27 protein-coding genes are annotated in these 26,175 nt (G+C 44.0%); 23 read left to right on the top strand and 4 right to left on the bottom strand.

Annotated features, from left to right (window positions below; translation table 11 throughout):
* The first annotated feature begins 179 nt into the window (after positions 1-179).
* From mnmL to oxyR, 3 genes are all read left to right on the top strand, one after another.
* Positions 180-1,121, top strand: coding sequence for a tRNA modification radical SAM protein MnmL/YtqA (gene mnmL / locus SHAL_RS05395; RefSeq protein WP_012276178.1), 942 nt, complete (start codon positions 180-182; stop codon positions 1,119-1,121).
* A 189-nt stretch (positions 1,122-1,310) separates the two neighbouring features.
* Complete coding sequence (locus tag SHAL_RS05400) at positions 1,311-1,676, top strand: Hpt domain-containing protein (RefSeq protein ID WP_012276179.1); 366 nt, start codon at positions 1,311-1,313, stop codon at positions 1,674-1,676.
* 198 nt (positions 1,677-1,874) lie between these two features.
* Positions 1,875-2,786, top strand: coding sequence for a hydrogen peroxide-inducible genes transcriptional activator OxyR (oxyR, locus tag SHAL_RS05405; RefSeq protein WP_041416269.1), 912 nt, complete (start codon positions 1,875-1,877; stop codon positions 2,784-2,786).
* 61 nt (positions 2,787-2,847) lie between these two features.
* Here oxyR and SHAL_RS05410 read toward each other — a convergent pair whose 3' ends face one another.
* Together SHAL_RS05410 and mutH are read right to left on the bottom strand one after the other, a co-directional pair.
* Positions 2,848-3,921 (bottom strand): adenylate/guanylate cyclase domain-containing protein, encoded by a 1,074-nt coding sequence (locus tag SHAL_RS05410; protein ID WP_012276181.1) that lies wholly within the window; start codon positions 3,919-3,921, stop codon positions 2,848-2,850.
* Positions 3,922-4,045: 124 nt separating this feature from the next.
* Positions 4,046-4,717 (bottom strand): DNA mismatch repair endonuclease MutH, encoded by a 672-nt coding sequence (gene mutH / locus SHAL_RS05415; protein ID WP_012276182.1) that lies wholly within the window; start codon positions 4,715-4,717, stop codon positions 4,046-4,048.
* Between the two features lie 692 nt (positions 4,718-5,409).
* Here mutH and rppH point away from each other — a divergent pair.
* The 9 genes from rppH to SHAL_RS23405 all read left to right on the top strand — a co-directional run bounded on the left by rppH (position 5,410) and on the right by SHAL_RS23405 (position 14,088).
* Positions 5,410-5,931, top strand: a complete 522-nt coding sequence (gene rppH, locus SHAL_RS05420) for an RNA pyrophosphohydrolase (protein ID WP_012276183.1) — start codon at positions 5,410-5,412, stop codon at positions 5,929-5,931.
* Positions 5,932-5,950: 19 nt separating this feature from the next.
* On the top strand, positions 5,951-8,185 hold the full coding sequence (gene ptsP / locus SHAL_RS05425; RefSeq protein ID WP_012276184.1) for a phosphoenolpyruvate--protein phosphotransferase: 2,235 nt from the start codon (positions 5,951-5,953) through the stop codon (positions 8,183-8,185).
* A gap of 74 nt (positions 8,186-8,259) precedes the next feature.
* On the top strand, positions 8,260-9,060 hold the full coding sequence (locus SHAL_RS05430; protein ID WP_012276185.1) for a sulfite exporter TauE/SafE family protein: 801 nt from the start codon (positions 8,260-8,262) through the stop codon (positions 9,058-9,060).
* Positions 9,061-9,144: 84 nt separating this feature from the next.
* Positions 9,145-9,996: a thymidylate synthase gene (locus tag SHAL_RS05435; RefSeq protein ID WP_012276186.1), complete on the top strand. Its 852-nt coding sequence runs from the start codon at positions 9,145-9,147 to the stop codon at positions 9,994-9,996.
* A gap of 755 nt (positions 9,997-10,751) precedes the next feature.
* A complete protein-coding gene (nhaA, locus tag SHAL_RS05440; protein WP_012276187.1) occupies positions 10,752-11,927 on the top strand; it encodes a Na+/H+ antiporter NhaA in 1,176 nt (391 codons plus the stop codon).
* The gene (locus SHAL_RS05445) at positions 11,924-12,307 is read left to right on the top strand and encodes a hypothetical protein (RefSeq protein ID WP_012276188.1); all 384 of its coding nucleotides are present in this window, start codon (positions 11,924-11,926) and stop codon (positions 12,305-12,307) included. The genes nhaA and SHAL_RS05445 overlap by 4 nt, the downstream gene beginning before the upstream one ends.
* Positions 12,308-12,376: 69 nt before the next feature.
* The gene (gene nhaR, locus SHAL_RS05450) at positions 12,377-13,285 is read left to right on the top strand and encodes a transcriptional activator NhaR (RefSeq protein ID WP_012276189.1); all 909 of its coding nucleotides are present in this window, start codon (positions 12,377-12,379) and stop codon (positions 13,283-13,285) included.
* Positions 13,286-13,451: 166 nt separating this feature from the next.
* Positions 13,452-13,691: an FAD assembly factor SdhE gene (locus SHAL_RS05455; protein WP_012276190.1), complete on the top strand. Its 240-nt coding sequence runs from the start codon at positions 13,452-13,454 to the stop codon at positions 13,689-13,691.
* On the top strand, positions 13,672-14,088 hold the full coding sequence (locus SHAL_RS23405) for a protein YgfX (RefSeq protein ID WP_012276191.1): 417 nt from the start codon (positions 13,672-13,674) through the stop codon (positions 14,086-14,088). Before SHAL_RS05455 ends, SHAL_RS23405 begins: the two co-directional genes overlap by 20 nt.
* A gap of 30 nt (positions 14,089-14,118) precedes the next feature.
* On the opposite strand, the gene nadB is transcribed toward SHAL_RS23405, so the two are convergent.
* The gene (nadB, locus tag SHAL_RS05465; protein ID WP_012276192.1) at positions 14,119-15,729 is read right to left on the bottom strand and encodes an L-aspartate oxidase; all 1,611 of its coding nucleotides are present in this window, start codon (positions 15,727-15,729) and stop codon (positions 14,119-14,121) included.
* A 219-nt stretch (positions 15,730-15,948) separates the two neighbouring features.
* Between nadB and rpoE the strand changes: the two genes are divergently transcribed.
* The 11 genes from rpoE (at position 15,949) to acpS (ending at position 25,548) form a co-directional block, all read left to right on the top strand.
* On the top strand, positions 15,949-16,527 hold the full coding sequence (gene rpoE, locus SHAL_RS05470) for an RNA polymerase sigma factor RpoE (protein WP_012154289.1): 579 nt from the start codon (positions 15,949-15,951) through the stop codon (positions 16,525-16,527).
* Between the two features lie 25 nt (positions 16,528-16,552).
* Complete coding sequence (locus SHAL_RS05475; protein ID WP_012276193.1) at positions 16,553-17,158, top strand: sigma-E factor negative regulatory protein; 606 nt, start codon at positions 16,553-16,555, stop codon at positions 17,156-17,158.
* A 12-nt stretch (positions 17,159-17,170) separates the two neighbouring features.
* Positions 17,171-18,103, top strand: coding sequence for a MucB/RseB C-terminal domain-containing protein (locus SHAL_RS05480; RefSeq protein WP_012276194.1), 933 nt, complete (start codon positions 17,171-17,173; stop codon positions 18,101-18,103).
* Positions 18,104-18,116: 13 nt separating this feature from the next.
* The gene (locus SHAL_RS05485; RefSeq protein ID WP_012276195.1) at positions 18,117-18,581 is read left to right on the top strand and encodes a SoxR reducing system RseC family protein; all 465 of its coding nucleotides are present in this window, start codon (positions 18,117-18,119) and stop codon (positions 18,579-18,581) included.
* A 129-nt stretch (positions 18,582-18,710) separates the two neighbouring features.
* Complete coding sequence (lepA, locus tag SHAL_RS05490; protein WP_012276196.1) at positions 18,711-20,501, top strand: translation elongation factor 4; 1,791 nt, start codon at positions 18,711-18,713, stop codon at positions 20,499-20,501.
* Positions 20,502-20,640: 139 nt separating this feature from the next.
* A complete protein-coding gene (gene lepB / locus SHAL_RS05495; RefSeq protein ID WP_012276197.1) occupies positions 20,641-21,558 on the top strand; it encodes a signal peptidase I in 918 nt (305 codons plus the stop codon).
* Between the two features lies 1 nt (position 21,559).
* Positions 21,560-22,237: a ribonuclease III gene (rnc, locus tag SHAL_RS05500; protein ID WP_012276198.1), complete on the top strand. Its 678-nt coding sequence runs from the start codon at positions 21,560-21,562 to the stop codon at positions 22,235-22,237.
* On the top strand, positions 22,234-23,226 hold the full coding sequence (era, locus tag SHAL_RS05505; RefSeq protein ID WP_012276199.1) for a GTPase Era: 993 nt from the start codon (positions 22,234-22,236) through the stop codon (positions 23,224-23,226). The genes rnc and era overlap by 4 nt, the downstream gene beginning before the upstream one ends.
* Positions 23,227-23,420: 194 nt before the next feature.
* A complete protein-coding gene (gene recO, locus SHAL_RS05510) occupies positions 23,421-24,110 on the top strand; it encodes a DNA repair protein RecO (RefSeq protein ID WP_041415858.1) in 690 nt (229 codons plus the stop codon).
* A gap of 117 nt (positions 24,111-24,227) precedes the next feature.
* The gene (pdxJ, locus tag SHAL_RS05515; RefSeq protein ID WP_012276201.1) at positions 24,228-24,965 is read left to right on the top strand and encodes a pyridoxine 5'-phosphate synthase; all 738 of its coding nucleotides are present in this window, start codon (positions 24,228-24,230) and stop codon (positions 24,963-24,965) included.
* A gap of 187 nt (positions 24,966-25,152) precedes the next feature.
* On the top strand, positions 25,153-25,548 hold the full coding sequence (gene acpS / locus SHAL_RS05520) for a holo-ACP synthase (RefSeq protein ID WP_012276202.1): 396 nt from the start codon (positions 25,153-25,155) through the stop codon (positions 25,546-25,548).
* A gap of 9 nt (positions 25,549-25,557) precedes the next feature.
* On the opposite strand, the gene SHAL_RS05525 is transcribed toward acpS, so the two are convergent.
* Positions 25,558-26,073 (bottom strand): GNAT family N-acetyltransferase, encoded by a 516-nt coding sequence (locus SHAL_RS05525; RefSeq protein WP_223296244.1) that lies wholly within the window; start codon positions 26,071-26,073, stop codon positions 25,558-25,560.
* Positions 26,074-26,175: the final 102 nt, after the last annotated feature.

A 26,175-nucleotide genomic window follows, 5' to 3' on the forward strand; every position in this document is an offset into this window, starting at 1 on the left:
TGGTAGTCACTTAGTGCTTTGCTTATTTATGCATAAGCAGCTGTTAATATATAAAGCAAGGCGAGTGAAAAGTCTGTACCAGCCTCTATGCTGTCTTACGGTTATTTGAGCTAGCGCTAATTAATGTTTCTAAGAACTGGTTAAAATAACGCAAATTTTTTTACTAGGTGATAGAACAGTTGGGACTGGATAGTTTCGTTAATACCTTCGGTGGTGTGTGTAAGCAAAAATATGGCGAGCGGATCCGTAAGCTGACAATCGATGCCAAGTTTACTTGTCCAAATCGCGATGGCACTTTAGGAAAGGGCGGCTGTACCTATTGTAATGTGGCTTCGTTCAGTCATGAGCACAAGACCGAGCTATCTATTCAAGAGCAATTGGCTCAAGGCAGAGAGCGCCTGTCAACTAAATCGTCTAAGTACATCGCCTACTTTCAAGCCTATACCAGTACTTACGATGAGTATCTCGTCCTTAAGCAAAAGTATGATGAGGCGATTCAAGATAGCGATATTGTCGGCTTGTGTGTGGGTACTCGTCCCGATTGTGTTCCCGATGAGGTGCTAGAGTTATTGGTGGGCTATCAAAACGATGGCGTCGATGTATGGCTAGAGCTAGGGTTACAATCGGCAAATGACAGAACCCTTAAGAAGATAAACCGAGGTCATGATTTTGCCGCCTACGAAGATACCGTAAAGCGTGCACGCCGCTTAGGAATAAAAGTTTGCACTCATCTAATCCTCGGCTTGCCTGGTGAGGGTCATGAAGACTATCTAGAAACCCTAGACAAGGTGTTAGCCGTTGGCGTCGATGGCTTGAAGTTGCATCCTTTACATATTGTCGAGGGGAGCACCATGGCAAAAGCTTGGCGTAACAATAAGATGAGCCTGCTTGAATTAGAGACTTATGCCTATAGCGTCGGTGAACTGATACGCTGGACGCCTAAGGAGGTGATTTTTCACCGAGTGACGGCTTATGCGAAGAAACCTATGTTGTTAGCGCCAGACTGGTGTGCCTATCGTTGGAATGGTTTAGTTGCAATTGTTGACGATCTTAAAGCCAAAGGTGGCCAGGGGACATATCTTGAGCCTTTGCAAGATCCCACAGTGCTCTTGGTTGAATAACGAACTGTCACTGTAGGCTGGTAAATCGTGAGACTTGAGTGCTTTTGTTTGATTTTATGTTGTTAAATGGTTAAATTTAAGGGCTTTTTGAGGCTCATGCGACGCTAGGTGTTGCGCCTGTGATTATAGCGGGTATTATGTGGTAAAATTGGTTTTTGTATACACGACAATATTTTGAGAGGTGCCTAAATGGCAGCAACTGAACTAGAATCAATCCTAGATCTTAATACACTGGAGCAGTACTGCAGTGCAATTGGTGCCGGTACGCTACTTAAAAGCGTCGTTTTATTTGAACAACTTATGCCCGAGTATGTTGGCAACCTAGTTAGTGCACAGGAAGCAAACGATAAAGATACACTTTGCAGCGAAGCGCACAAGTTCAAAGGTGCTGCAGGATCTGTAGGCCTTAAACGTATTCAGCAATATGCCCAGTTATTACAACATGGTGAAGAAGCTGGGTGGGAACAAGGGCATGCTGCATGGTTGAGTGAAATTGTTGCCTATGCATCAAAAGATCTACAGCAATTAAAAGAATATTTGGAGTCTAAGGCTTAATTGACCTAGCTTCAAAATTGATAGCGCAGTTTGGATTTATCCACTGCGCTATTTTTTTATCTGGAGTTTACAGAAGAATATCTTGTACATTTTTGATTCAGTTCACAGTCTATCCGCTCAAAAACCGGGTTAGCTTAGGGTTTTATGATAGAGTTAGATTGAACGATTAGATAAATTATGTCACTGGTAATCTATTTTATGAAACATCTACCCAGTTTAAAGAATCTGTTTTATCTGGTGAATCTACATCAAGAGCAGAACTTCAACAGAGCCGCTAAAATATGCCACGTTAGCCAGTCGACTTTGTCGAGTGGGATTCAAAACCTTGAAGAGCAGTTAGGCCATCAGTTGATCGAGCGTGACCATAAGTCATTTATCTTTACCGCGATCGGTGAGGAAGTGGTGATGCGTTCTCGTAAGTTGTTGACCGATGTTGATGATCTCGTTGAACTTGTTAAGCATCAAGGTGAGCCTATGACGGGAGAAATCCGTTTAGGTTGTATTCCTACCATCGCGCCTTTCTTACTGAGCAATGTTGTTCAGCATTGCAAACAAGTTTATCCTGAACTGACGCTGTTTCTAAAGGAAGACACAACCGAACGTCTGATTGATGCCTTAGGGAAAGGTGAGCTGGATCTGTTATTGCTTGCTCTTCCAGTCGATACCAGCGGCTTCCATAGGATGAAGGTCGGGATCGATCCGTTCAAAATGGTGGTGCATAAAGATTTGAGCGATGAGATCCATGAACCCATCGACTACCAAGATCTGCCGGATGAAAGTATATTTTTACTGCAAGCTGAGCATTGTATAACGGGTCATGCGATTACGGCTTGTCAGTTAGGCGAGAGTGTTAAAATTAACCCATTTGCGGCAACGAGTTTACACACCTTGGTGCAAATGGTTAACTGTAAGCTCGGCACAACGTTCTTACCCCAGATGGCTATCGATGCGGGTATTTTAAATAATACCGATTTAATCACTATGGCCCCGCCAGGTGAAACGCCATACCGAGATATTGGTTTGGTTTGGCGCCAAACCTCTAGCCGTATTTTGACCTTTAGAACCATGGGGCTAGAGATCCAAAAGTTATTAGAGCAAGATGATGAATAGTTAGCTGGGATTGCTAAAACAGAAAAGCCGATATGATTATCGGCTTTTTATTTTTTAAGATTTAGCTATTTTTAGGTGTAACGCCAAACACTTCGATAGAGTGTTGCTTACCTTTAAGCTTGATAGGCCCTAAGCTGTTCAGATTGTATTTTGAATCGCTGTATTCAAGGCGCGATTGTAGCGAGCCTGAAATCAACATACGCTGACCGAGTGGGTTACATTGATCTTGTAATCGAGCTAAGGTGTTGAGCACATCGCTAAAGAAACTGATCTCCTGCTTTTGTACGCCAACAACGGCTGCTACGACTTGACCGCAATGGGCAGCAGCCTTAAATTTTGGCACAAAGCCATACTGCTCTTCAAAGTAGCGTCTTTGCCAACTTAGTTGCTGGCTAAACTCATAATAAATATTAAAGCATCTGTCTTCTTTTATACCGTCTTTTAGAGGCCAATAGATAAGAACGGCATCACCCATATAACGGTAGATCTCGGCTTCGTTATTGGTGACTGTATCGGCCAATAAACTAAAGCTGTCTTGAATTAAGCGGCTAAAACGATAATCTCCGAGCGATTCTGCATGGGTGGTTGATGCCACCATGTCTAAATACAGAAATAGTCGCTGTTCATACCTAGGCTTATGATATTTACCTAAGCCGATATTAAATAACACTCTTGGGCCAACCAATAATGCCATCTGCTCAATAAATGCGAGCCCCACGCGAACCACGACTAAGTAGACAATCAAAGCTTGGAATGAAGGGCTATAAAGAATGTGCGCAGTTAACATTTGGCGCAGTGTGGTCATATGGTTCTCGATGGCCCACATGTTGAGATATTGGGTGATATAGGCCAGCGTTGTTGCGCCTAGTAATAAAAATAGGCCTTTGAATATGACTGAAAAAACATAAGGTAAGCGGTTGATAGCACTAAAATCTGCAATCAAGTTTGACATCCAGTGAAGGCTGCCGAAAATAATACCCATATAAATAGAAAGCGTGGCTAAATCAGCGGAACCAATGGCCCACTGTGGAAGTTCTGGAGTTTGCGCGTATCTAAAAAATACGAAAGCCGCCATGGCCGAGGTCCAAGCGAATATAGCAAAGGCTAATTTCTTCGCTTGTATATGTGCTTTCACTATTAAAGGGGTATCCAAATACTACATAATTTTAGGAGCGTTATTTTATAGAACATTCCCCTAGTTTGACTAGTAGTATTTGTGATCTAAGTCAAATAAGTGTGGTTTTCGGCCAAAAAACGACTTAAAGCAACTGTGAAAGTATTCTTTGAGTAAATTGGGTCTTTAAATAAAAGCCTCTGGGATTAGTTTGAGTGAGCTGTCCATCGCGGCCAATGCTATCTGTGACGACCTGACTATTAGCCGCTTTAGGACGTAACTGCAATACTTCTCCATGGCGAGCTGTGACCTTATCTACTTGACCCATAGCTATTAACTCCATGATCTCTTCCCAGTCTTGCCTAAGTAATTCACGCTCTTCAAGCGATGGTTGCCATAAAATGGGCGAGCCTATCTGGCGCTCGGACAAGGGGATCTCTCGGTCACCCTGCACTGGGATCCACAATACCCGTTGTAGCTTGTGGCAAACCACACTATTTTCCCAAGTTAACCCTTGAATATTGGTTAACGGCGCCACGGTTACATAAGTGGTTTCTAACACTTTTCCTCGTCGACTAACTGGAATTGTCTTAAGTTCTATGCCCAAATGCACAAAGTCTTGCTCAGGTTTTGAGCCCGCTAAGGCGCCGAGTTCCAGTTCTATTAACTGACCAACCCAGCCTTTATGCCGCTTCAAGTCATTTGGCATCTCAATTTCGTGATAATCTGCAAGTTGCCCTAGTGTTAAACCTGCCATTGATTCAGCGCGTTGCATCAACTCATCGATGCTATTTGGAGAGCTAAGTGATTTCTTCATAACTACAATTTTACCTAAATAGCGCCTTTTATCAAATGCGCGCAAAAAACAAACAACTATTTATTTGCTTGGTGATAACTTTAAAAAGAACACTTAAGTTAGTGAATTTAATGCGGATCTTGATGGTGTTTTATATTTTGAGTTCTGTTTGTGATAAGTTACACCACTGCTTTCCCTCTTTTTCCAACATAGTTATCCACAGATTTGTTGGATAACTTAAATTATTTCAACAACTACTGTAATAAATGTGATCTGTCAATCTAATTACACGGGGTTTTTTTGCTTTTTTTAAGCGGAAAACTATTGCACTTGTGAATAACACCTTTCGGCTAATGGGCTATTTCCACCAATTAAATTGGCTGGCTAAATTTTGAGCGCTTGTGTGTTGGCTTGATAGACTGGTTTTTTCGCTGCATGCTAAGCTAATGTTTTTTATAATTTTAAAACTATTTTCGTAACTAAGGTAAAATTATTAAACCAATGGCAAAAGCATAAGTTATTAGACTTTAATTGAGTTTCCAACAGAGATATCCACAGTTTCTGTGGATATCATCAGTTATCCTTTTACCTCTCTGTTGATAAGGTTGGGTTAAAAGACATTTTATCCAAAGGTTTGTGGGTAACTGATATTTGCCGCCGGACACGCTTTATGAAACAATCAAAAGATTAATAGTTAATAGTTCGGAGTCCATGTGATTGATAGTGACGGCTTTCGCGCAAATGTGGGCATCATTATCTGTAATCGCTTTGGGCAGGTTATGTGGGCAAGACGGTTTGGCCAACATTCCTGGCAATTTCCTCAGGGTGGCGTTGACGATGGAGAGTCAGCAGAAGAAGCCATGTATCGAGAGTTATACGAAGAAGTAGGATTAAAGCCAGAACATGTGCAAATTCTAACATCGACGCGATCATGGTTACGCTACCGATTACCTAAGCGGTTAATCAGACAAGATAGTAAACCCGTGTGTATAGGGCAGAAACAGAAGTGGTTTTTGCTGCAATTGAAAAGTGCCGAAAACGCTATTGATCTCAATGCCAGCGGTCATCCAGAATTTGATGATTGGCGTTGGGTCAGTTATTGGTATCCCGTAAGACAAGTTGTTTCTTTTAAGAGAGATGTTTACCGAAAAGTGATGAAAGAGTTCGCTGCGACCACTTTGCCTTTGCAGGTTAAAGAGTCGAATAACAGAAGACGAGGTATGCGCAGAAGCTAAATAAGGGAGGTTTGCGGTAGTGCTAAAAACACTGAGAGATATTACACAGGCAGTAGCGTCTTCACGCGATCTTCAATACGCGTTAGAGCTACTTGTTACGCAAACCAAACAAGCTATGGCTACAGAGTGTTGCTCTATCTATATATTAGAGGAGCAACAACTCGTTCTTTCTGCAACGGACGGCCTAGACCCTGCGGCTGTTAATCGTGTTAAACTCCCCGTTACACAAGGCTTAGTTGGCTTAGTTGCTCAGCGAGAAGAGGCAATTAACTTAGCCGATGCACCATCCCACCCTAGATTTAAACTACTCCCTGAAGTGGCTGAAGAAGCTTATAGTGCTTTTCTCGCAGTGCCAATCGTATATCAAAAGTCGGTTATTGGCGTTATCGTGGTTCAGCAAGTTCAAGCTCGTCAGTTTAGTGAGGGAGAAGAAGCCTTCTTAATGACGCTAGCCGCTCAGTTGGCTGTTGCAATTAAAGGGCTAACCCATAGAGCAAAGTCTAGCAGTAGCCTACAGCAGCGATATTATACTGGCACTCAAGCTTCAAAAGGCATTGCGATTGCAAAAGCTCTGATGTTGGGGGGGCAGATCTCGTTTGATCTTGCTTTGCAGCGTGCAAACTCAATAGAAGAGGAGGAGAAACGCCTTCAAGATGCGATGAACCGCTGCAAAGATTTGCTCGTCGGTCTATCTCAGCGATTCGACAGGGAGAAAGATGAAGAAGCCGCATCGATTTTTAAAGCGCTGTTGTTATTGCTTGAGAAGGCCAGTTTGGGCGGTGAATACATTGAAGAGGTTAGAGCGGGTTGGAGTTCTGAAACCGCTGTTTGTCAGGTATCTAAGCGGTACATAGAACACTTTGGCTCGATGAGTGACCTTTATCTAAAAGAGCGAGCTAATGATATTAGAGATCTCGGTCAGCGCGTTCTTAGGCAGTTGATCGAACCTGATAAGATTTTTTTAGAGCCAGAAACACCGGTGATCTTGATTACTCGTGAAGCCAGTACAACTCTGTTAGCAGAATTTCCTAGACAAAAGTTGGCGGGGATCGTAACCGAGCTTGGCGGCGCCAACTCTCATGCGGCTATTTTAGCTAGGGCGATGGGGGTACCTGCAATTATTGGTGTCGAAGGTATTTTAAGCGCTAATATCGAAAAGTCGCAGATCATTATCAATGCCAATCGTGGTCAGGTTATCATTGAACCTTCAGCGTTAGTATTATCTGAGTATCGAAGCTTAATTGCGGCGCAAGAAGAGCAACAAAGACAATATGCGCAAGAGTTATCTCTTAAAGCGGTTACCCTCGATAACAAGCGCATTTATCTCTACATCAATAGTGGATTGTTGAGTAGTGTCGACTCTGAAACCGGTGCCGACTCTGATGGGATTGGGCTCTATCGCACCGAGATCCTGTTTATGCTCAAACAGTGCTTCCCTGGAGAAATAGAACAGCTAGAAATTTATCGCAAGGTTTTAAAGGCGGCGGGTAATAAGCCTGTGGTGATGCGAACCCTTGATGTTGGAGGGGATAAACCGCTCGATTACTTCCCTATTATTGAAGATAACCCGTTTTTGGGCTGGCGTGGCATACGATTATCGCTGGATCATCCTGAGTTATTCCTCGTTCAGCTTAGAGCAATGTTACAGGCGGCTATTGACACTGAGCAGCTGCATATATTACTGCCGATGGTCAGTAATCTTGAAGAGATAGATTTATCATTGATCTATTTAGAGCAAGCTTGTCAAGAGCTGACTTCTGAGCTTGGCAAGAGCATTACTATGCCTAAAGTGGGTATTATGCTCGAAGTACCAGTATTGTTGTATCAGCTAGATGAAGTGGCTAAACGTGTGGATTTTGTCTCTGTGGGATCGAACGATCTGACTCAGTACTTATTGGCTGTCGACCGCAATAACCCCAGTGTTAGCCCATTATTTGATAGCTATCACCCTGGCGTACTCCGAGCGCTTAAATTTGCCGTCGAACGCTGTGGCGAGCATCAATTGCCGATTAGTGTCTGTGGGGAATTAGCGGGTGAGCCGATTGGCGCCATGTTACTTGTCGCAATGGGCTATGATCAACTTAGTATGAACCAAGCAAGCTTAGCGCGGATTAATTATCTGTTAAGGCGTGTTTCCCAAACAGAGTTGAATCAGTTACTGGGTGAGGCGTTAAAGCTTAATAGTGGCGAAGAGGTGAGGTTGCTAGTGGCTCAATACTGTGAGCAAAAGGGTCTTGCGTCAGTATTAAGTTAAAAGGGCTTATGCTCTATGAACTCCATCTTGATTGTTTTAAGCTTGATAAATAATAACTACTAAAGGTAGCGCTTGTGGAAAGCTGGCTATATATATTGTGTATTTGTCTTATTCTAGGTGCGGTGATCGGTTTTATGGCTGGGCTCTTGGGGATCGGCGGGGGGCTGATAGCAGTTCCAGCCTTGCTGCATATTCTTCCCCAGGCTGGTATAACGTCAGATAATCTACCCCATGTCGCTATTGCGACCTCTTTAGCGGCAATTATTCTCACCTCTCTCTCTTCTGCTCGTGCTCACCATAAGCGAGAAAATATACCTTGGTCGCTATTGAAACCTATGTTGCCCGGTTTTGTGCTGGGGGCTCTATGTTCGGGTTTTATCTCAGAGATGATTGCCGCTAAATCACTGCAGCAAATCTTTGCTGTATTCGTTATCTTGATGGCGGTACAGATGGCGTACCCATTTAAAGCTGAACCAAACCACAACATGCCCGGCCAGATGAGCTTGTTTTTTGCTGCAACAATCATTGCCGTTATCGCGGCTCTAATGGGGATTGGTGGTGGAGTACTCTTAGTTCCATTTTTAACTTGGTGCGGCCTGCAGATGCGTTTTGCCGTGGGTTTTTCGTCGGCGACAGGGTTACTCATCGCCTCGTTTGGTAGTATTGGGTATACATTGGCTGGCTGGAATGCCCCAAGCTTACCCGACTGGACTCTGGGCTATATTTATCTGCCAGCACTTATTGGTATCGTATCGACATCGATGTTGATGGCTCCGTTGGGCGCTAGGGCGGCAACGACGCTCCCTACTGCAAAGTTAAAGAAGGTATTTGCTATATTCCTCGCCCTTGTCGGTTTGAAACTTGTTTTAGCATAATGTTCTACTGAGCAATTATTGGTAGTATTTTCTCGTTTAGCGCTGAGAGTCAGCTCAGCAACTCTTTTTTATAGGTAGATAATCATGAAACAGTATTTAGATCTTTGTCAGCGTATTATTGATGAAGGGACTTGGGTTGAGAATAGCCGCACCGGTAAACGTTGTCTTACCGTTATTAATGCTGATCTGGTTTATAACGTCGATAAAAATGAATTCCCACTTATCACTACTCGGAAAAGCTTTTATAAGGCTGCAATCGCTGAGCTGCTGGGTTATATCCGAGGTTATGATAATGCCGCTGATTTTAGAAAAATAGGCTGTAATACTTGGAACGCTAATGCTAACGACAATCAAGCTTGGTTGAATAATCCACACCGTAAAGGTGTTGATGACATGGGCCGAGTCTATGGTGTACAGGGCCGTGCATGGAGCAAACCAGATGGCGGCACTATCGACCAGTTACGTAAAATTGTAGATGACCTATCTAAGGGAATTGATGATAGAGGTGAGATCTTGAGCTTCTATAACCCGGGTGAATTTCATATGGGGTGTTTAAGGCCTTGTATGCACACTCATAACTTCTCATTGCTGGGTGATACTTTACACCTTACTAGCTTTCAACGCTCATGTGATGTGCCTTTAGGACTGAACTTCAACCAGGTTCAGGTATTTACGCTATTGGCGTTAATGGCACAAATTACTGGCCATAAAGCGGGAACCGCATTCCATAAAATTGTTAACGCGCATATCTATGAAGATCAGTTAGAACTGATGCGAGATGTACAGATTAAGCGCGAGCCGCTCTCCTCGCCGAAGCTAGTGATTAACCCTGATATCAAGTCACTAGAAGATCTTGAGACTTGGGTGACTATGGATGACTTTGAAGTAACAGGTTATGAACACCACGAGGCGATTAAATATCCATTCTCAGTGTAACTTTTCCTGATTACAAATCAGGCTTTAAAAACTCGCCAAATGGCGAGTTTTTTTATCCAATAATGGCCAAACTCTCGAGTAATACCAATCAGTATAAGAAGTTGATCTACTCAGAGCGGTTTTTGGCAAATTAATTCAAGGCGAATATCTGTAAGAATGGCTATTCCCTTGTAAAGTTGTTCAACGCTGATGTAGGCAGCCAAAAACGCTCCAGAATGGCGAGTTTTAGCGACTCTGACGCTTTGTTAACGAGCTTAACCGTAGAACAACTATGCTCTTCACTCGTTGCCTTGCCTCAGAACCGCTAAACTCTCGCTGAGCGACCAAATCTTTATACTGGTTGGTATAACCTTCCTCTATTTAATGTCCTGAATTTATCAGTTATAAAACTCCGGCTACTTTGGTGACATAAATCTATTTTCAGCATGGCGTCAGTTAATGCTTGCTGGAAAAACGAACGAAACTTCGATTTTTTCGAGTCCTTACCTGTGGCTAATTTAGGCTCTCATTTTTAGGGAAAACTAGACTTTCGATATAGATCACCGTTTTATTTGCTAAAAAAGTGTGATCTATAGCAACTAATTGTTGTTGTGAGTTTTTAAAACGTGATTATTCTGTTGATGTTTGATATTTACTTTCCTTAGGACTAGACTTGATACTTCGGATATCCCGATGTTTATGGCTGATGCAAACGATTATTCAGGTTAATCGTATTCAGTTACACTCGCGGTATTGAGATTTTATGGAGCGTAAAAATGGAACGGGCAATTAGGAATTTTCTAAGCCAGGAATCGGCGGGCGGCATCTTATTGATGATTTCCGTCGTGCTTGCAATGTTATTAGCAAACTCACCTTTATCGGGTATGTACCAAGGCTTTCTGGACACAGAAATGCAAGTGCGTGTTGGTAGCCTAGATATCGATAAGACACTTATTCACTGGATCAATGATGGCTTGATGGCAATCTTCTTCATGCTTATCGGCTTGGAAGTGAAGCGAGAGTTGCTTGAAGGTGCATTATCTAGCCGTGCTCAGGCATCTTTGCCTACATTTGCGGCGATCGGCGGTATGGTTTTCCCTGCTGCTGTATACCTTATTTTTAACTACTCTGATCCCATTACCCAAGTGGGCTGGGCGATTCCAGCTGCGACCGATATCGCGTTTGCTTTAGGTATTATGGCGCTACTTGGTAGCCGCGTACCTGTAGCATTGAAGGTGTTCCTATTGGCACTGGCGATTATCGATGACCTTGGTGTTGTTGTCATCATTGCACTGTTCTACAGTACAGATCTGTCGACCATTAGCTTAATTGTGGCTGCAGTGGCGATTCTAGGTCTAGTAGGATTAAACCGCAAAGGTGTCACCGCTCTAGGGCCATATGGTGTACTCGGTCTTATTCTGTGGATCGCGGTACTGAAGTCTGGGGTACATGCCACATTGGCCGGCGTAATTATTGCGTTCTGTATTCCGCTTAGAGCTAAAGATGGCTCCTCACCATCTGAGAGTTTAGAGCATGGTCTTCACCCTTGGAGTACCTTCATTATCTTGCCAATATTTGCCTTCGCCAATGCTGGTGTTGACTTGGGTGGCATGAGCTTGAGTTCAGTGTTATCGCCTGTACCACTAGGTATTGCACTCGGTCTATTAGTGGGTAAGCCATTAGGCATCATGCTATTTAGCTTCGTTGCCGTAAAGCTTAAGCTGGCAGTTCTACCTGATGGCATGGGCTGGAGACACATCACTCCTGTTGCTGTGATGTGTGGTATCGGTTTCACTATGTCTATGTTTATCTCTTCGCTTGCCTTTATTGGTGAGGGGCAGATGTACGGTGATTATGCACGGTTAGGTATTTTATTAGGGTCAATAGCATCAGCGACGATAGGTTATTTCTGGTTGTCGAAGGTGTTACCTGAGAAAGGAGAGAAAGCATGAGATTAGGATTATTAGCATTAGTTATTGGTCTTGGGTTTAGCTCTGTTGCAACAGCAAGTCAGATTGAGAGCTGCAATCAAAATATCGACAGTGTTGTGTGCAAGAACTATCTCGAAGGTGTTGTTGATGGAGCCTTGATGTATAGAGGGGCGGCAGTGGGCCAACGATTAGAGACAGATGGCTATGAGTCTCGGGCGCTTAAATACCGTGGTGGTAAACGTTTTCAGGAAGCTAACCGTGAATTTTGCCGGGATAGAATACCCGATCGAGATTCGCTGGTTTCTGGGCTAGCTGAGGCATTCTCTGCAGCTGAAATCAAAAACAGCGATGATTTAACAACTGCGATGTTTGATTTAATGGACTGTCAACGTCTTAAGTAAGCCTAAAAAAGCTAACGAGGTAACTGAATAAGTTGCCTCGTTTTTATTTATAACAACGGTGGCCCAACTATGGCAAATCTAAACTACAATCATCTCTACTATTTTTGGATGATCCAAAAGAAGGGCTCTGTTGCTAAAGCCGCCGAGGCATTATGCTTAACTCCGCAAACGGTTACGGGTCAAATTCGGGTATTAGAAACTAGCCTGAAAGGCAGCTTATTTAAGCGGGTCGGCCGCACATTAGAACCTACTGAGCTCGGTGAATTGGTATTTCGTTACGCCGATAAGATGTTTAGCTTAAGCTATGAAATGTTGGATCTGCTGAATTATCAAAAAGATGAGAACATTTTATTTGAGGTAGGCATTGCCGCAGCCTTGTCAAAAGCCTTAGCCAGTAGAGTTTTACTTTCGGTTGTGCCGAGTGATGGCTCTATGCATTTAGCCTGCTATGAATCGACTCACGAAGACTTGATGACTAGGTTACGTGAACATAAGCTGGATATGATCCTCTCGGATTGTGCAGGTGAAAGTCTTAAGTATCCTGAGATCTTATCAAAGCAATTGGGGGAGTCAGGTATAGCGTTTTTCTCTGCAGAAACTTATTCGAAGCCGTTCCCTGAATGTTTAGAGCAAGGCAAGTTACTAATCCCTGGAAGACGTAGCTCTCTTGGTCAACAGTTAGTGCGTTGGTTCGACGAGAAAGGGTTGAATGTGAGTATTCTCGGTGAGTTTGATGATGCCGCGATGATGAAATCTTTTGGTTTTTTCAAGCAGGGGATCTTTGTTGCTCCTTCGATTTATAAGCAAGATATTTTAGCCCATGGTATGACCTTACTTGGTGAAACATCAGAAATTAAAGAGGTGTATCATGTGATGTTTGCCGAGCGGATGATCCAGCACCCGGCAGTTAAGAGCCTGTTAGAAACCGACTTTACCGAGCTATTCGCTGGTAACGATTTAAAAGTGCAGCAGTTGTAGCATACTCCTGATAAGGCTATCTTAGTCGACTATCTCAGTCTGAGTTGTGATTAGATATTCGTGCGTAGCAATTATCGACACTAAGGCGTGGCAACTGGTACACTTAGCTGCAATATAACGATAACAGTTTGGAGTCTGCACCTTGTCTGAATCAACCCAAGAACCGATGAAATTATCAAGAGTCAAATGGGCTTGCCGTAGAGGCATGCTTGAGCTTGATGTATTATTTCAGCCTTTTGTTGAAGAGCATTATGAGGCGATGTCCGTAGAAGATAAAATCGTGCTTGTTAAACTTCTCGAGTGTGAAGACCCTGAACTATTTGCTTGGTTTATGGGCCATGAAGTATGCCCAACCCCGGCGTTTGCCGAAATGATTATCAAGGTCCGTGGACGTCCAGCAGCATAGTTTCGATGTTTGCTCCTCTTTCGGTCAGCGTTTTTCGCTGACCGTTATCGCCTTTGTTTGTTTAAGCTCTTTCTTTATCTGGCCTTACGCCGAAAACACCCTCTATATTTTGTTCAAAGGGCTGCTGTTCATCACTTGCTGTGTTTTTTTTGTCTGGCAACTCTGGCGTTTAAAAGAGTGGCGTTGTCGCTTCGTTTTACGAGCCGATGGCGTTGGTAAACTTGAGGGTAATGTGGATTTCGCTCTGATAGGAAAACCGGTCATTACGCCTTTTGCTGTTATGTTTGATATTAGCTTAGCGAAGCAAAGTAGAAGGTTAGTGGTGTGGGCTGATATGCTAGACGACACAAACTTCCGGCATTTGTGTCGTCTACTTCAGTTAGCCAGCCAGAGGTGAAAGGCTAATGACTATGGTTAGCGACTAGGGCTAATCGGGCTGTAGAATAGTAGGCTTTGGTGATGCATCCTTGTTTGGATGATCAATGTTGTAATGTAAGCCTCGGCTTTCTTTACGTTCCATCGCGCAGCGAATAATAAGCTCTGCAACTTGGACTAAGTTACGTAGCTCTAGCAAGTTATTACTGACTCTAAAGTTGCTGTAATACTCTTGAATTTCCTGCTGTAACATCACGCAGCGACGTAGCGCGCGCTCAAGCCGTTTATCAGAACGAACAATTCCGACGTAATCCCACATAAACAGGCGTAACTCATGCCAGTTATGAGCGATAACCACTTCTTCATCTGAATTAGATACTTGGCTTTCATCCCAAGCAGGTAGAGTCCCTGGCATTGGGATTTTACCTAGCTGACTTTCAATATCTTCAGCCGCAGCTCTAGCAAATACCAAACATTCAAGCAGTGAGTTACTGGCTAAACGGTTGGCACCATGAAGGCCTGTATATGCGACCTCGCCAATGGCGTACAAACCATTAAGATCAGTTTGGCCATGTAGATCTGTCATCACCCCACCGCAGGTATAATGCGCCGCGGGGACCACTGGGATAGGCTCTTTGGTGATATCGATGCCCAGTTCTAAACAGCGCTTATAGATTGTTGGAAAATGCTTAATAACAAAGTCTGCTGGCTTATGGGTAATGTCTAGGTAGACACAGTCAGAGCCTAAACGCTTCATCTCATAGTCGATTGCTCGCGCGACAATGTCACGGGGGGCAAGTTCTGCGCGCTCATCAAAGTCAGGCATAAAGCGAGAGCTATCTGGGCGACGTAAAAATGCCCCTTCGCCGCGAAGGGCTTCGGTAAGCAAAAAGTTGCGTGCATCGGCATGGTATAGGCATGTCGGATGGAATTGGTTAAATTCCATATTGGCAACGCGGCAACCAGAGCGCCAGGCCATAGCAATACCGTCACCAGAGGCGATATCTGGATTAGAGGTATATTGATAAACCTTAGAGCTGCCGCCTGTTGCTAGGGCAACGAAACGCGCCTTAACCGTTTCAACATGCTCTTCATCTCGGTTCCATATATAGGCACCTAGCACTCGGTTTCCCGGTAGGCTTAATTTACGAGTGGTAATGAGATCGATGGCGTTATAGCGTTCGAGTACTCGAATATTAGGGTGGTTGCGTGCTTGGTCTTGTAAAGTCACTTGGACTTCTTTGCCTGTCGCATCAGCGGCATGTAGAATGCGTCGGTGACTATGGCCGCCTTCACGGGTTAGGTGATAAGGTGCTTCTACATTACTGCCAGCGGGAACTTCTTCTTTATCGAAGGCCACGCCACAATTAATTAACCATTGCATTGCTGCTTTGGCGTTTTCGGCGGTAAATTTGACGACGGGTTCGTCACAAAGGCCGGCTCCGGCAACTAAAGTGTCGGCAACGTGCGACTCAATTGTGTCACCTTCGTCAAATACAGAGGCGATACCGCCTTGGGCGTAATAGGTTGAGCCTTCACTGAGAGGCCCTTTGGATAGCAAAATAACTTTTGATTTTTCAGCAAGATGCAAAGCTAAAGTGAGACCGGCTGCGCCACTGCCGATAACCAAAACGTCAGATTGGTGTTCAACTACTTGTTTCATCAGGTATCATAGAGTTATCTGGGAGTCCGACTATGTTAAACCATGGCGCTGAATATGGATACTTTCATAGGTGTATATAAAGAAATCAACGCTTCTATAAAAGAAAATCACATCTTTGCAAATTTTTTTAGAACTTTTTTGAAACGCGCTAGTCTACATAAGTGAATATGATTCGAGCGGCTGAGAAATCAGTATTAGATTTAGGAGTAGTCGGCTCGGATGAGTGGACAAATAAGTGATCAACAGTTAGTTGAGCGCGTACAGCGTGGAGACAAAAACGCTTTTAACCTTTTGGTACAGAAATATCAAAACAAGGTCGCGAATCTGATATCTCGTTACGTACGAAATCAGGCCGACGTTGCCGATGTTTCGCAGGAAGCTTTTATTAAAGCTTACCGAGCGCTACCAAACTTTCGTGGTGAAAGTGCGTTTTATACTTGGTTGTACCGTATTGCAGTGAATACTGCGAAAAATCATCTGGTCGCTCAGGGACGTCGTGCCCCGGCGAATGATGTCGATGCTGAAGAAGCTGAATATTATGATGGCAGTGATGCGTTAAAGGAGTTTGCCTCCCCAGAGCGTCTCGTTTTGTCAGAAGAAATTCAAAAGGTTGTTTTCGACACCTTAGACACACTGCCAGAAGAATTGAAGATGGCTATTTCTTTACGAGAGCTCGATGGTATGAGTTATGAAGAGATTGCCAATGTCATGGATTGCCCCGTCGGCACTGTAAGATCACGGATCTTCAGAGCGCGAGAGGCAATCGATAAAAAGCTTAAGCCGTTGCTAGAACGTTAGCATCTTAAATAAAGATAGGTGAATAATGGATAAGTTAGGTCAGGAATGGGTATCTGCTGCTGTCGATGGTGAAATTGATGAGCACACGTTAGCTGAATTAGTCGCTGACGCAGATTCACATGAGCAGTGGCGTGATTATCATATGATTGGTGATGCGATGCGTGGTGAGCTACCGAAGACGATGTCTTTGGATCTCAGTGCAAGCATTATGGCGGCTATCGATGAAGAACCTGCGATTGTTGCGCCACAGCCAACAATAGTAGTGAAAGAGTCAAATAGCGCATCAGGTGGAAAGGTTATTCCACTGTTTAAGCAATTTGGCCAATACGCTATTGCTGCTACTGTCGCCATGGTTGCGGTTGTAGGGGTGCAAAACTACAACCAAGATACATTAATGGACAACTCTCCGTTGCCAGTGCTTAATACGCGTCCATTAATTGGTAGTGCATCTCCAGTTAGCTTACAAACTGGTGCTGTACAGCAGAACCAAAGTTATACTAATGATCAGGTAGTCGACCAACGTCGCCGTATTAATGCCTATATCCAAGATCATATGTTGCAACAAAGATTGAATAATGGAGTGAATATCGACGACAATAGTGAGGTCGATACTACACCTGTTGCTCAATAATGAGGAGTTAGCTTGCGTCTAATCCTATTGGCTATTATAGCCATGAGTTTTCCCGCGATGGCGCGGGAAGATATGCCCGCCAAAGCTTGGCTAGAAAATATGAGCCAAGCCCTGCGAGAACAAGAATTTAAAATTTCCCTTATCCAACTTCAAGCCGATCATATCCGCCCGCTGGTTTATATACACGGTAAAGTTAATGATGAAGAAGTGGCCTTTTTAGAGCACCTAAATGGACCGCCTAAAAATGCTGTGCGAGTGGGAAATACTGTGACTTTTATCGAGCACGATCAACCTGCTTACAGTGTATATTCCAATCGTATTCAAGGGGTTATTCCTGGTGCATTTGCCGATGACGTCTCTAAGCTTGAGGATGGTTATCAGTTTGTCTTAGGGGGACGTAGCCGAATTGCGGGTCGTCCAGGGCAACTTGTACGTATTATTCCTAACGATAACAACCGTTATGGCTACCAGATTTGGTTAGATATGGATACTTACTTGCCGCTGCGTTTCGATATGATTAGTGGTGATAAGCAACTACTAGAGCAGTTATTGGTTGTTGAATTACTCGTGCTTGACGAGGTTCCTGCGATTTTAAAAGAAGCCTACAAGCAAGAGTGGCCAGCTGTGATGTCTCAGTCTGACAGAGAAGGTGGTGAGGATTGGCAATTTAGCTGGTTGCCAGCGGGATTTAAAGTACTCGTCAAAGATCAACATAGGTTGATTGGTAGCAAAGAAGCGGTTGAATATATTGCCATCAGTGATGGTTTAGCCAATATATCTGTTTATGTCGCTAAAGCGGGGGAAGCACCACTACCTGAAGAGTTAGTTACCCGTAATGGTTTATCTCTAGCGACGGAGCGAGTCGGTAATGCCGAGGTCGTTGCTGTTGGTAAAGTACCTGCTGAAACCTTAAGCCGTATTGCTAAAAGCATCATGTTGCAGTGATGAAGGTTCTATCATGATGGAAGAAGTCGCTAGAGTTGTCGCCAATGGCAACTCTGGTTGGGTCGTTGTAGAAGTTGAAATGAAGAGTGCCTGTAATCACTGCGAGAGTGGTGATTCCTGTGGGACTTCAGCTGTTTCAAAAGCGTTTTCGCCCAAAGTACAACGTTTTTCAATTCAAAGTGAGCAGCAGTTTGTTAAAGGTGAACGCTTAAAATTGGGGTTACCGGAAAGTGTGATCCTAAAAGCGGCAACCTTAGTCTATATTTTACCGCTTATCGGTTTGTTTATCGGCGCTTTCGGCGCAAATCAAATCGGCTTCTTATTTGGAGGCGCTTCCGACCTGTTATCTATTTCGGGAGCATTAGTGGGAAGCTTCTGTTTCTGGGCCGCCGGGAAAAAAGCGTCCAAGAGATTAGAAGCGCAGGCACAGCCTGTCATCATCAAGTCTCTGGGCAAGCCCATCGAGATAGCTAATTAGGCATTACACTGGCCATTAGTTATTTTTTCCTCAGTTATCACACTATAAAAATTGGTATTAAAGCTGCGATCGGGTACAATTCTGCACTTTAAAATTTTTATCAACTTCGAGTTAAGTCATCCCAGCATAATGAAGCATATTAGAAACTTTTCAATTATTGCCCATATTGACCACGGCAAATCAACACTCTCAGATCGCCTTATTCAAGAATGCGGTGGCTTAACCGATCGTGAAATGGCTGCGCAAGTTCTTGACTCAATGGATATTGAGCGTGAACGCGGCATTACGATTAAAGCGCAAAGCGTGACTTTGGACTACCTAGCTAATGATGGTGAAACTTACCAGTTAAACTTCATTGATACGCCTGGCCACGTTGACTTCTCTTATGAAGTATCACGTTCGCTTGCCGCTTGTGAAGGTGCATTGTTGGTGGTTGACGCGGGTCAAGGCGTTGAAGCACAAACACTAGCAAACTGTTATACCGCACTTGAGATGGATATGGACGTAGTTCCTGTTCTGAACAAGATCGATCTGCCGCAGGCTGATCCAGACCGTGTTGCTGAAGAAATTGAAGATATCGTGGGTATTGAAGCTACCGATGCGGTTCGATGTTCAGCTAAAACGGGTGTCGGTATTAAAGACGTACTTGAAGTTATCGTTGCACAAATTCCACCACCAGAAGGTGACCCAGAAGGTCCACTTCAGGCGCTTATTATCGATTCTTGGTTCGATAGCTACTTAGGCGTCGTATCTCTAGTACGTATTAAAAATGGTGTACTAAAGAAGGGGGACAAGTTTAAAGTGATGTCCACAGGACAGAACTACAATGCTGATCGCGTGGGTATTTTTACGCCTAAGCAAACCGATACCACCGAGCTTAAAACCGGCGAAGTAGGCTTTGTTATCGCGGGCATTAAAGAGATCCATGGTGCTCCAGTAGGTGATACCCTGACTCACTCTAAGCACGGTGCAGAAAAAGCGCTTGCGGGCTTTAAGAAAGTTAAACCGCAAGTTTATGCAGGCTTATTCCCAATCTCTACCGACGATTATGAGAACTTCCGTGACGCACTGAACAAGCTTAGCTTGAATGACGCTTCATTATTCTTTGAGCCTGAAACATCATCTGCACTCGGTTTTGGTTTCCGTATTGGCTTCTTGGGTCTGCTCCACATGGAGATTATTCAAGAGCGTCTAGAGCGTGAATACAACCTAGAGCTGATTACGACTGCACCAACGGTAGTGTATGAAATCGTTCAGACTAATGGCGAGACTATCTACGTTGATAACCCATCGGATCTGCCTGCGATTAACAATATCGCTGAGATGCGTGAGCCGATTGTTGAAACCAATATTTTGGTTCCAAAAGAATACTTAGGTAACGTTATTACCCTGTGTATTGAAAAGCGTGGTGTACAAACAAACCTCGTTTACCACGGTAACCAAGTGGCTTTGACATACGAACTGCCAATGGCTGAAGTGGTAATGGACTTCTTTGACCGTCTAAAGTCAACCAGCCGTGGTTATGCTTCTCTTGAGTATAACTTTATCCGTTTCGAGCCCGCTGACATGGTACGTTTAGATATCTTGATCAACGGTGACAGAGTCGATGCGTTAGCGATGATCATTCATAAAGGATTGATCCGCTCTAAAGGTCTAGCCCTTGTGAATAAGATGAAAGAGCTTATTCCTCGGCAGATGTTTGATATTGCGGTTCAAGCTGCAGTTGGTAGCCAGATCATCGCTCGTTCATCGATTAAGGCTATGCGTAAAGACGTAACGGCTAAATGTTACGGTGGTGACGTATCTCGTAAGAAGAAACTACTGAACAAGCAGAAAGAAGGTAAGAAGCGTATGAAGCAGGTTGGTAACGTTGAAGTGCCACAAGAGGCATTCTTAGCGGTACTGAAGCTTAACGATTAAACTAATTCGTTAAGCATTGTTAATCTATCGCTAGACTGAGCGCCGCAATTTGCGGCGCTTTCATTACTGGCGTATAACCTTAAATGACAATGGCACTTTCGCCATAAAACTGACTATGTTTGGCAGGAGTTAATTAATAATGGCAGCCTATTTTTCTCTTATTTTGGTGTTGGTTACATTAAGCAGTGGCTTAGTGTGGATGGCCGATGCACTATTTTTTGCGCCTAAGCGCCGTGAGAAGTTGGCAATGGCTCAAGCTGCACAGGCAGACTTGAGTGAAGAAAGCGTTGATAAGATTATGCGTGAGTCAGCGTTAGTTGAAACATCGAAGTCTATCTTCCCTGTTATCGCGTTTGTGTTGATCTTACGTTCTTTTATTTACGAACCGTTTCAGATCCCATCGGGCTCAATGATGCCAACCTTGCTGGTTGGTGACTTTATCTTGGTTGAGAAGTTTAGTTACGGGATTAAAGATCCGGTATGGCGCACAACCCTAAAAGAAACGGGTAAGCCTGAGCGTGGTGATGTTGCAGTATTTAAATATCCGGTCAATCCACAAATCGATTATATCAAGCGCATTATCGGCTTGCCGGGTGACCGTATCATTTATCGTAACAAAGAGCTTTATATCCAGCCCGCGTGTGCAGAGGGACAAAGCCCTTGCCCAGAGCTGAAGATGGTAGATAGAGCCTTAGTTAACCGTGGCGAGTTCACTCAAAATGGCACGCCGTTGATCCGTTACAAAGAGCAGTTAGGCGATGTGAGTCATGACATCTTAATCAACCCGACTCGCCCTGATATGATTAGCCAATATTTCCGTCAGCAAAATGTACCGCTAACGGAGTTTATTGTTCCTGAAGGCCAATACTTCGCTATGGGTGATAATCGTGACAATAGCCAAGACAGTCGCTACTGGGGCTTTGTACCGGAAGAAAATCTAGTGGGTAAGGCTGTCGCTATTTGGATTAGCTTCGAATTTGACAGAACACCAGCAGACTTTTTGCCGACTTGGATCCCAACAGGGGTTCGCTTTAACCGTGTAGGCGGAATTGAGTAATATGGAACCGATTAAAAATATTCCTCGCCTGTGTCGTACATTAGGCTATGAATTTACCGAACAAGCCTTTTTAGACCAAGCGTTAACACATCGTAGCGCGTCTAATAAGCATAACGAGAGACTAGAGTTCTTAGGTGATTCGATTCTTTCAATCGTCATTTCTGATGCTTTATACCATCAGTTTCCTACTGCAACAGAGGGCGACTTAAGCCGTATGCGCGCCACACTGGTTTGCGGTAAGATGCTGGCCGAAATTGCGATAGAGTTTAAGCTTGGCGACTACCTCAAGCTTGGACCTGGTGAGCTTAAAAGTGGCGGGTTTAGACGTGAGTCGATTCTTGCCGATGCCGTCGAGGCCATTATTGGTGCGATTTATCTTGATTCAGAAATCGAGAAATGTCGCTCATTAGTGCTGAAGTGGTATGAATCGCGTTTAAAGGTCATTGAGCCTATAAACCAAAAAGATCCAAAAACTTTGCTGCAAGAGCATTTGCAGAAGTTTAGAAAACCACTGCCAGTGTACAAAGTGGTCCATACTGAAGGTGATGCTCATGAGCAGACTTTCACCGTTGAATGTATTGTTGAAGACTTGAGCCAAGCCGTTGTTGGAGTAGCCAGTTCACGCAGAAAAGCCGAACAAAGTGCTGCAGCTCAAGTGTTGGAGTTAATGAAGAAATGAGTGACAACAAAGATTTACCTGAAAGCCACGAGCCAAGCTTAGACGAATTACTGGCTAATATGAACAATCCGTCATCAGCGGTTAAGTACGCTGTGACTTATTGTGGAATGGTCGCTATCGTTGGTCGTCCAAACGTGGGTAAGTCAACGCTACTCAATAAGTTGTTAGGCCAGAAGATCAGTATTACTTCTAAGAAGCCTCAAACCACGCGTCACCGTATCATGGGTATTCATACCGATGGTCCACGTCAGGTGGTGTTTATCGATACGCCGGGTCTTCATATGGAAGAGAAGCGTGCGATTAACCGTCTGATGAACCGCGCAGCGGCGAGTTCGTTAGCTGAAGTTGCCTTGGTGATATTTGTTGTCGATGGTATGAACTGGACGCCAGATGATGAAATGGTACTGCGTAAGCTGCAGAGCCGTGATGATGGCCGTAAGACGATTCTAGCGATTAACAAAGTCGATAATATTAAAGATAAAGAAGCGTTATTCCCGCATCTTGAAGAGTTATCGAAGAAGTTTCCTTTTGATGAAATCTTACCGATTTCAGCAACACAGGGAACTAACGTACAGCGTATTTTAGATATGGCTGTTGCATCAGTGCCAGAAGCTCAACATTATTTCCCTGAAGATTATGTAACAGACCGTTCGCAAAAGTTTATGGCGTCAGAAATTGTACGTGAAAAGCTAATGCGCTTTTTAGGTGATGAGCTGCCATATGATTGTACGGTAGAAATCGAACAGTTTAAGATGATGGAAAACGGTGTTTACCAGATTAATGCCTTGGTGCTTGTTGAGCGTGAAACGCAAAAGCGCATGGTCATTGGTAACAAAGGCGAGCGTATCAAGAAGATCAGTTCTGCAGCACGCGTTGATATGGAAGTTTTGTTTGATAACAAGGTTTTCTTAGAGATGTGGGTGAAGGTTAAATCTGGTTGGGCCGATGATGAGCGCGCACTGCGTAGCCTAGGTTACGGCGACGAGTAACATCAAGCTAGTTTGGAAGTTAATCTAGCAAATAGTGCCTCTTTTTAGTGATAAGAAGAGGCATTTTTTTATAGCAAGACAACAGATTAAGGCTCACTCTGTTCGAGTTGTTTATACCGATTGGTATAATGGCCAATAGATCTTATGATGTTGATCACTGTTTCAGTTTATTTTGCAATCGGAATGAGATCATCATGGAGCGTGGCTACGTTCTTCACAGCAGACATTTTCGTGATTCAAGCGTAATCGTTAACTTACTGGTTGACGGTAAAGGCCGTGTCGATGCAGTGGCTCGCCTTGGTAGCGCTAAAAATTCGATTCGCAGTATCTTACAGCCTTTTCAGCCGTTGATTTTTCAGTTGCAGGGAAAATCGGAGCTTAAAACCTTAAAACAAACCGAAGCAGCAAGTCCTGCGGTGCCGTTAACGGGTGATTGTTTATATTCCGGCCTTTATCTAAATGAACTCCTGATCCGCTGCTTAAGCGGGCAGCATAATGCTGAGAACTTATTTTTTGATTATCATCGCACCTTAATAGCCATGGCTACGAAATTTGATCAAAGTCAGCTTAGGTACTTTGAGCATGCTCTCTTAAGAGAGCTAGGCACTATGCCATCGTTAGACTTTGACCCTAGCGATGCTCCAATCACCGCCAGTGGCTGTTATCGATTAGAGCAAACGCATGGTTTCACGCCTGTGATAACGACAGAGTTTAATCGACACAAGTATTTTTCTGGAGAAATGTTAGTAGCGTTAAACCAGCAGACATTAACGATGGAACACTATAGTGAAGCCAAAAGATTGATGCGTCAGTTGTTAGCTCCAATACTTGGCGATAAACCACTGCACTCGAGAAGCTTGTTTATTAAGCAAACCAAGACTTAATTCCGCGAAGCAAGCTAAGATAAATTCAATAGCGTTCTGCTCCATGTACTGGCTAAACTGCCACCCTATCAGTACAATATGCTCTTTCATTTCAGCTGATTTTGTTAAGGAATTATCATGGGCCGGATCTTATTGGGCGTTAACATCGATCATATTGCGACTCTGCGTCAGGCACGCGGTACAAATTATCCCGATCCCGTTCATGCAGCAGCCGTTGCAGAGCATGCTGGCGCTGAGGGGATCACAATTCACTTGCGCGAAGACCGTCGTCATATTATCGACCGCGATGTCTATACGTTGGCGAAAACCTTAAAGACGCGTATGAATTTTGAGATGGCGGTGACCGAAGAGATGCTAGATATCGCCTGTGATATTAAGCCTGCTTATGTGTGTTTAGTACCTGAGAAGCGTGAAGAGCTAACCACTGAAGGCGGTCTGGATGTTGCGGGTCAGCAAGATAAAATTGCGGCAGCGGTAGCTAGGCTGACTCAAGAAGGTATTAAGGTGTCTTTATTTATTGATGCCGATAAAGCTCAAATTGATGCCGCCGTTGCGGTTGGCGCACCAGTGATTGAAATTCACACGGGCTGTTACGCCGACGCAGAAACCGACGCCGAACAGGCGACGGAGCTGCAACGTATTACCGAGATGGCAACTTACGCTCATGGTAAAGGCCTAGTCGTCAACGCGGGGCATGGTTTGCACTATCACAACGTAAAAGCTATTGCGGCGATACCTGAGCTGTATGAGCTTAATATCGGCCATGCGATTATTGCTCGTGCCGCTATCGATGGTTTAGCGACTGCCGTACGCGATATGAAGCAATTGATGTTAGAAGGCCGTAGAGGCGAATAAGCTTTTACGCCATCATTACTGATAGCCGAGACATACGTTCTCGGCTTTTATTTATGCATTGTTATTTAAGCTTAGTTTTTAAGTTTAGTTATTTAAGTTTAGTTATTTAATTCTCGAACTTAAAGCCTCGAATTTAAAGTCACTAGGGTTAGAGATTAGGTTGGTTTTAGCTAAATAGGGGAGTGTTATGATCGTTGGTTTAGGCACCGATATTGTTGAAATTGCGCGAATAGAAGCGCGTATTCCTACAGCAGGCGATGAAGCGCTATTAAGCTGTCGCTTAGCAAAGCGTGTGTTAACCAAAACCGAATTTGCACTCTTTGTTGCGTCATCTCAACCGGGGCGATATCTGGCTAAACGCTTTGCCGCTAAAGAAGCTGCAGCCAAAGCGTTGGGGACTGGTATAGGCCGTGGTGTTTCATTTCAACATATTGAGATCAGTAATAACACCAATGGCGCTCCGTTAGTGGCCTTTAGTGACGGCGCTGCCGAACGCTTGGCTCAGCTTGGTGGAAGCCGAGCACACCTCTCCATAGCCGATGAGAAACACTACGCAACGGCGACCGTGATCCTAGAGTCTTGATGCTGCTTTTTATGAGCAGAGACTCATTACCTGCTCACCATTAATGTCTTGCTCGCCAGTAAACTCAAAACCTAGCTTATGATATAAAGCGATGGCCGCATGGTTATTAGGATAAACACTTAAGAAAACTTGCTGACATTGAAAGTGGCAAAATAGAAACTCTAGTAGCAACAGTGCAAAGGCTTTACCCAAGCCGCGCCCTTGGTAGTCTTGAGCTATAAGGAATCGGTCAAACCAGACCCGCTGCGTTTGGCATTCATTAAATAAGCCATACATAGCAAAACCTGCCACTTGTTGACCGTAGCAAAGAGCTACTGGCGTGTAGCGCTTGTCTTCTTCGGCCTCTTTTAGGCAATCAGGAATAGACTCAATGAACCCCTTCTGGTCGGCATTTAGCTGTAGCTTAAGTAATGCATCTAGGTTCGTGTTATTAATGGGTTGGATGCTGAGTAAAGGCGCTGCGAGTGTCATTGTTGGCTGGGTTAAATCATCTAATGAGACGGATATTACTGCTTTTACGGCCAAAGGCTCAAGCTTAATTCAATAGAAAGAAACGTGAGTGGGCATCAGTGCACGTTAAGCTCATTTAGAAGCGCTTAACGTGCGTTAGATGGTTTTAACGAGTTT

This window comes from Shewanella halifaxensis HAW-EB4 (assembly GCF_000019185.1).
Classification (GTDB): Bacteria; Pseudomonadota; Gammaproteobacteria; order Enterobacterales; family Shewanellaceae; genus Shewanella; species Shewanella halifaxensis.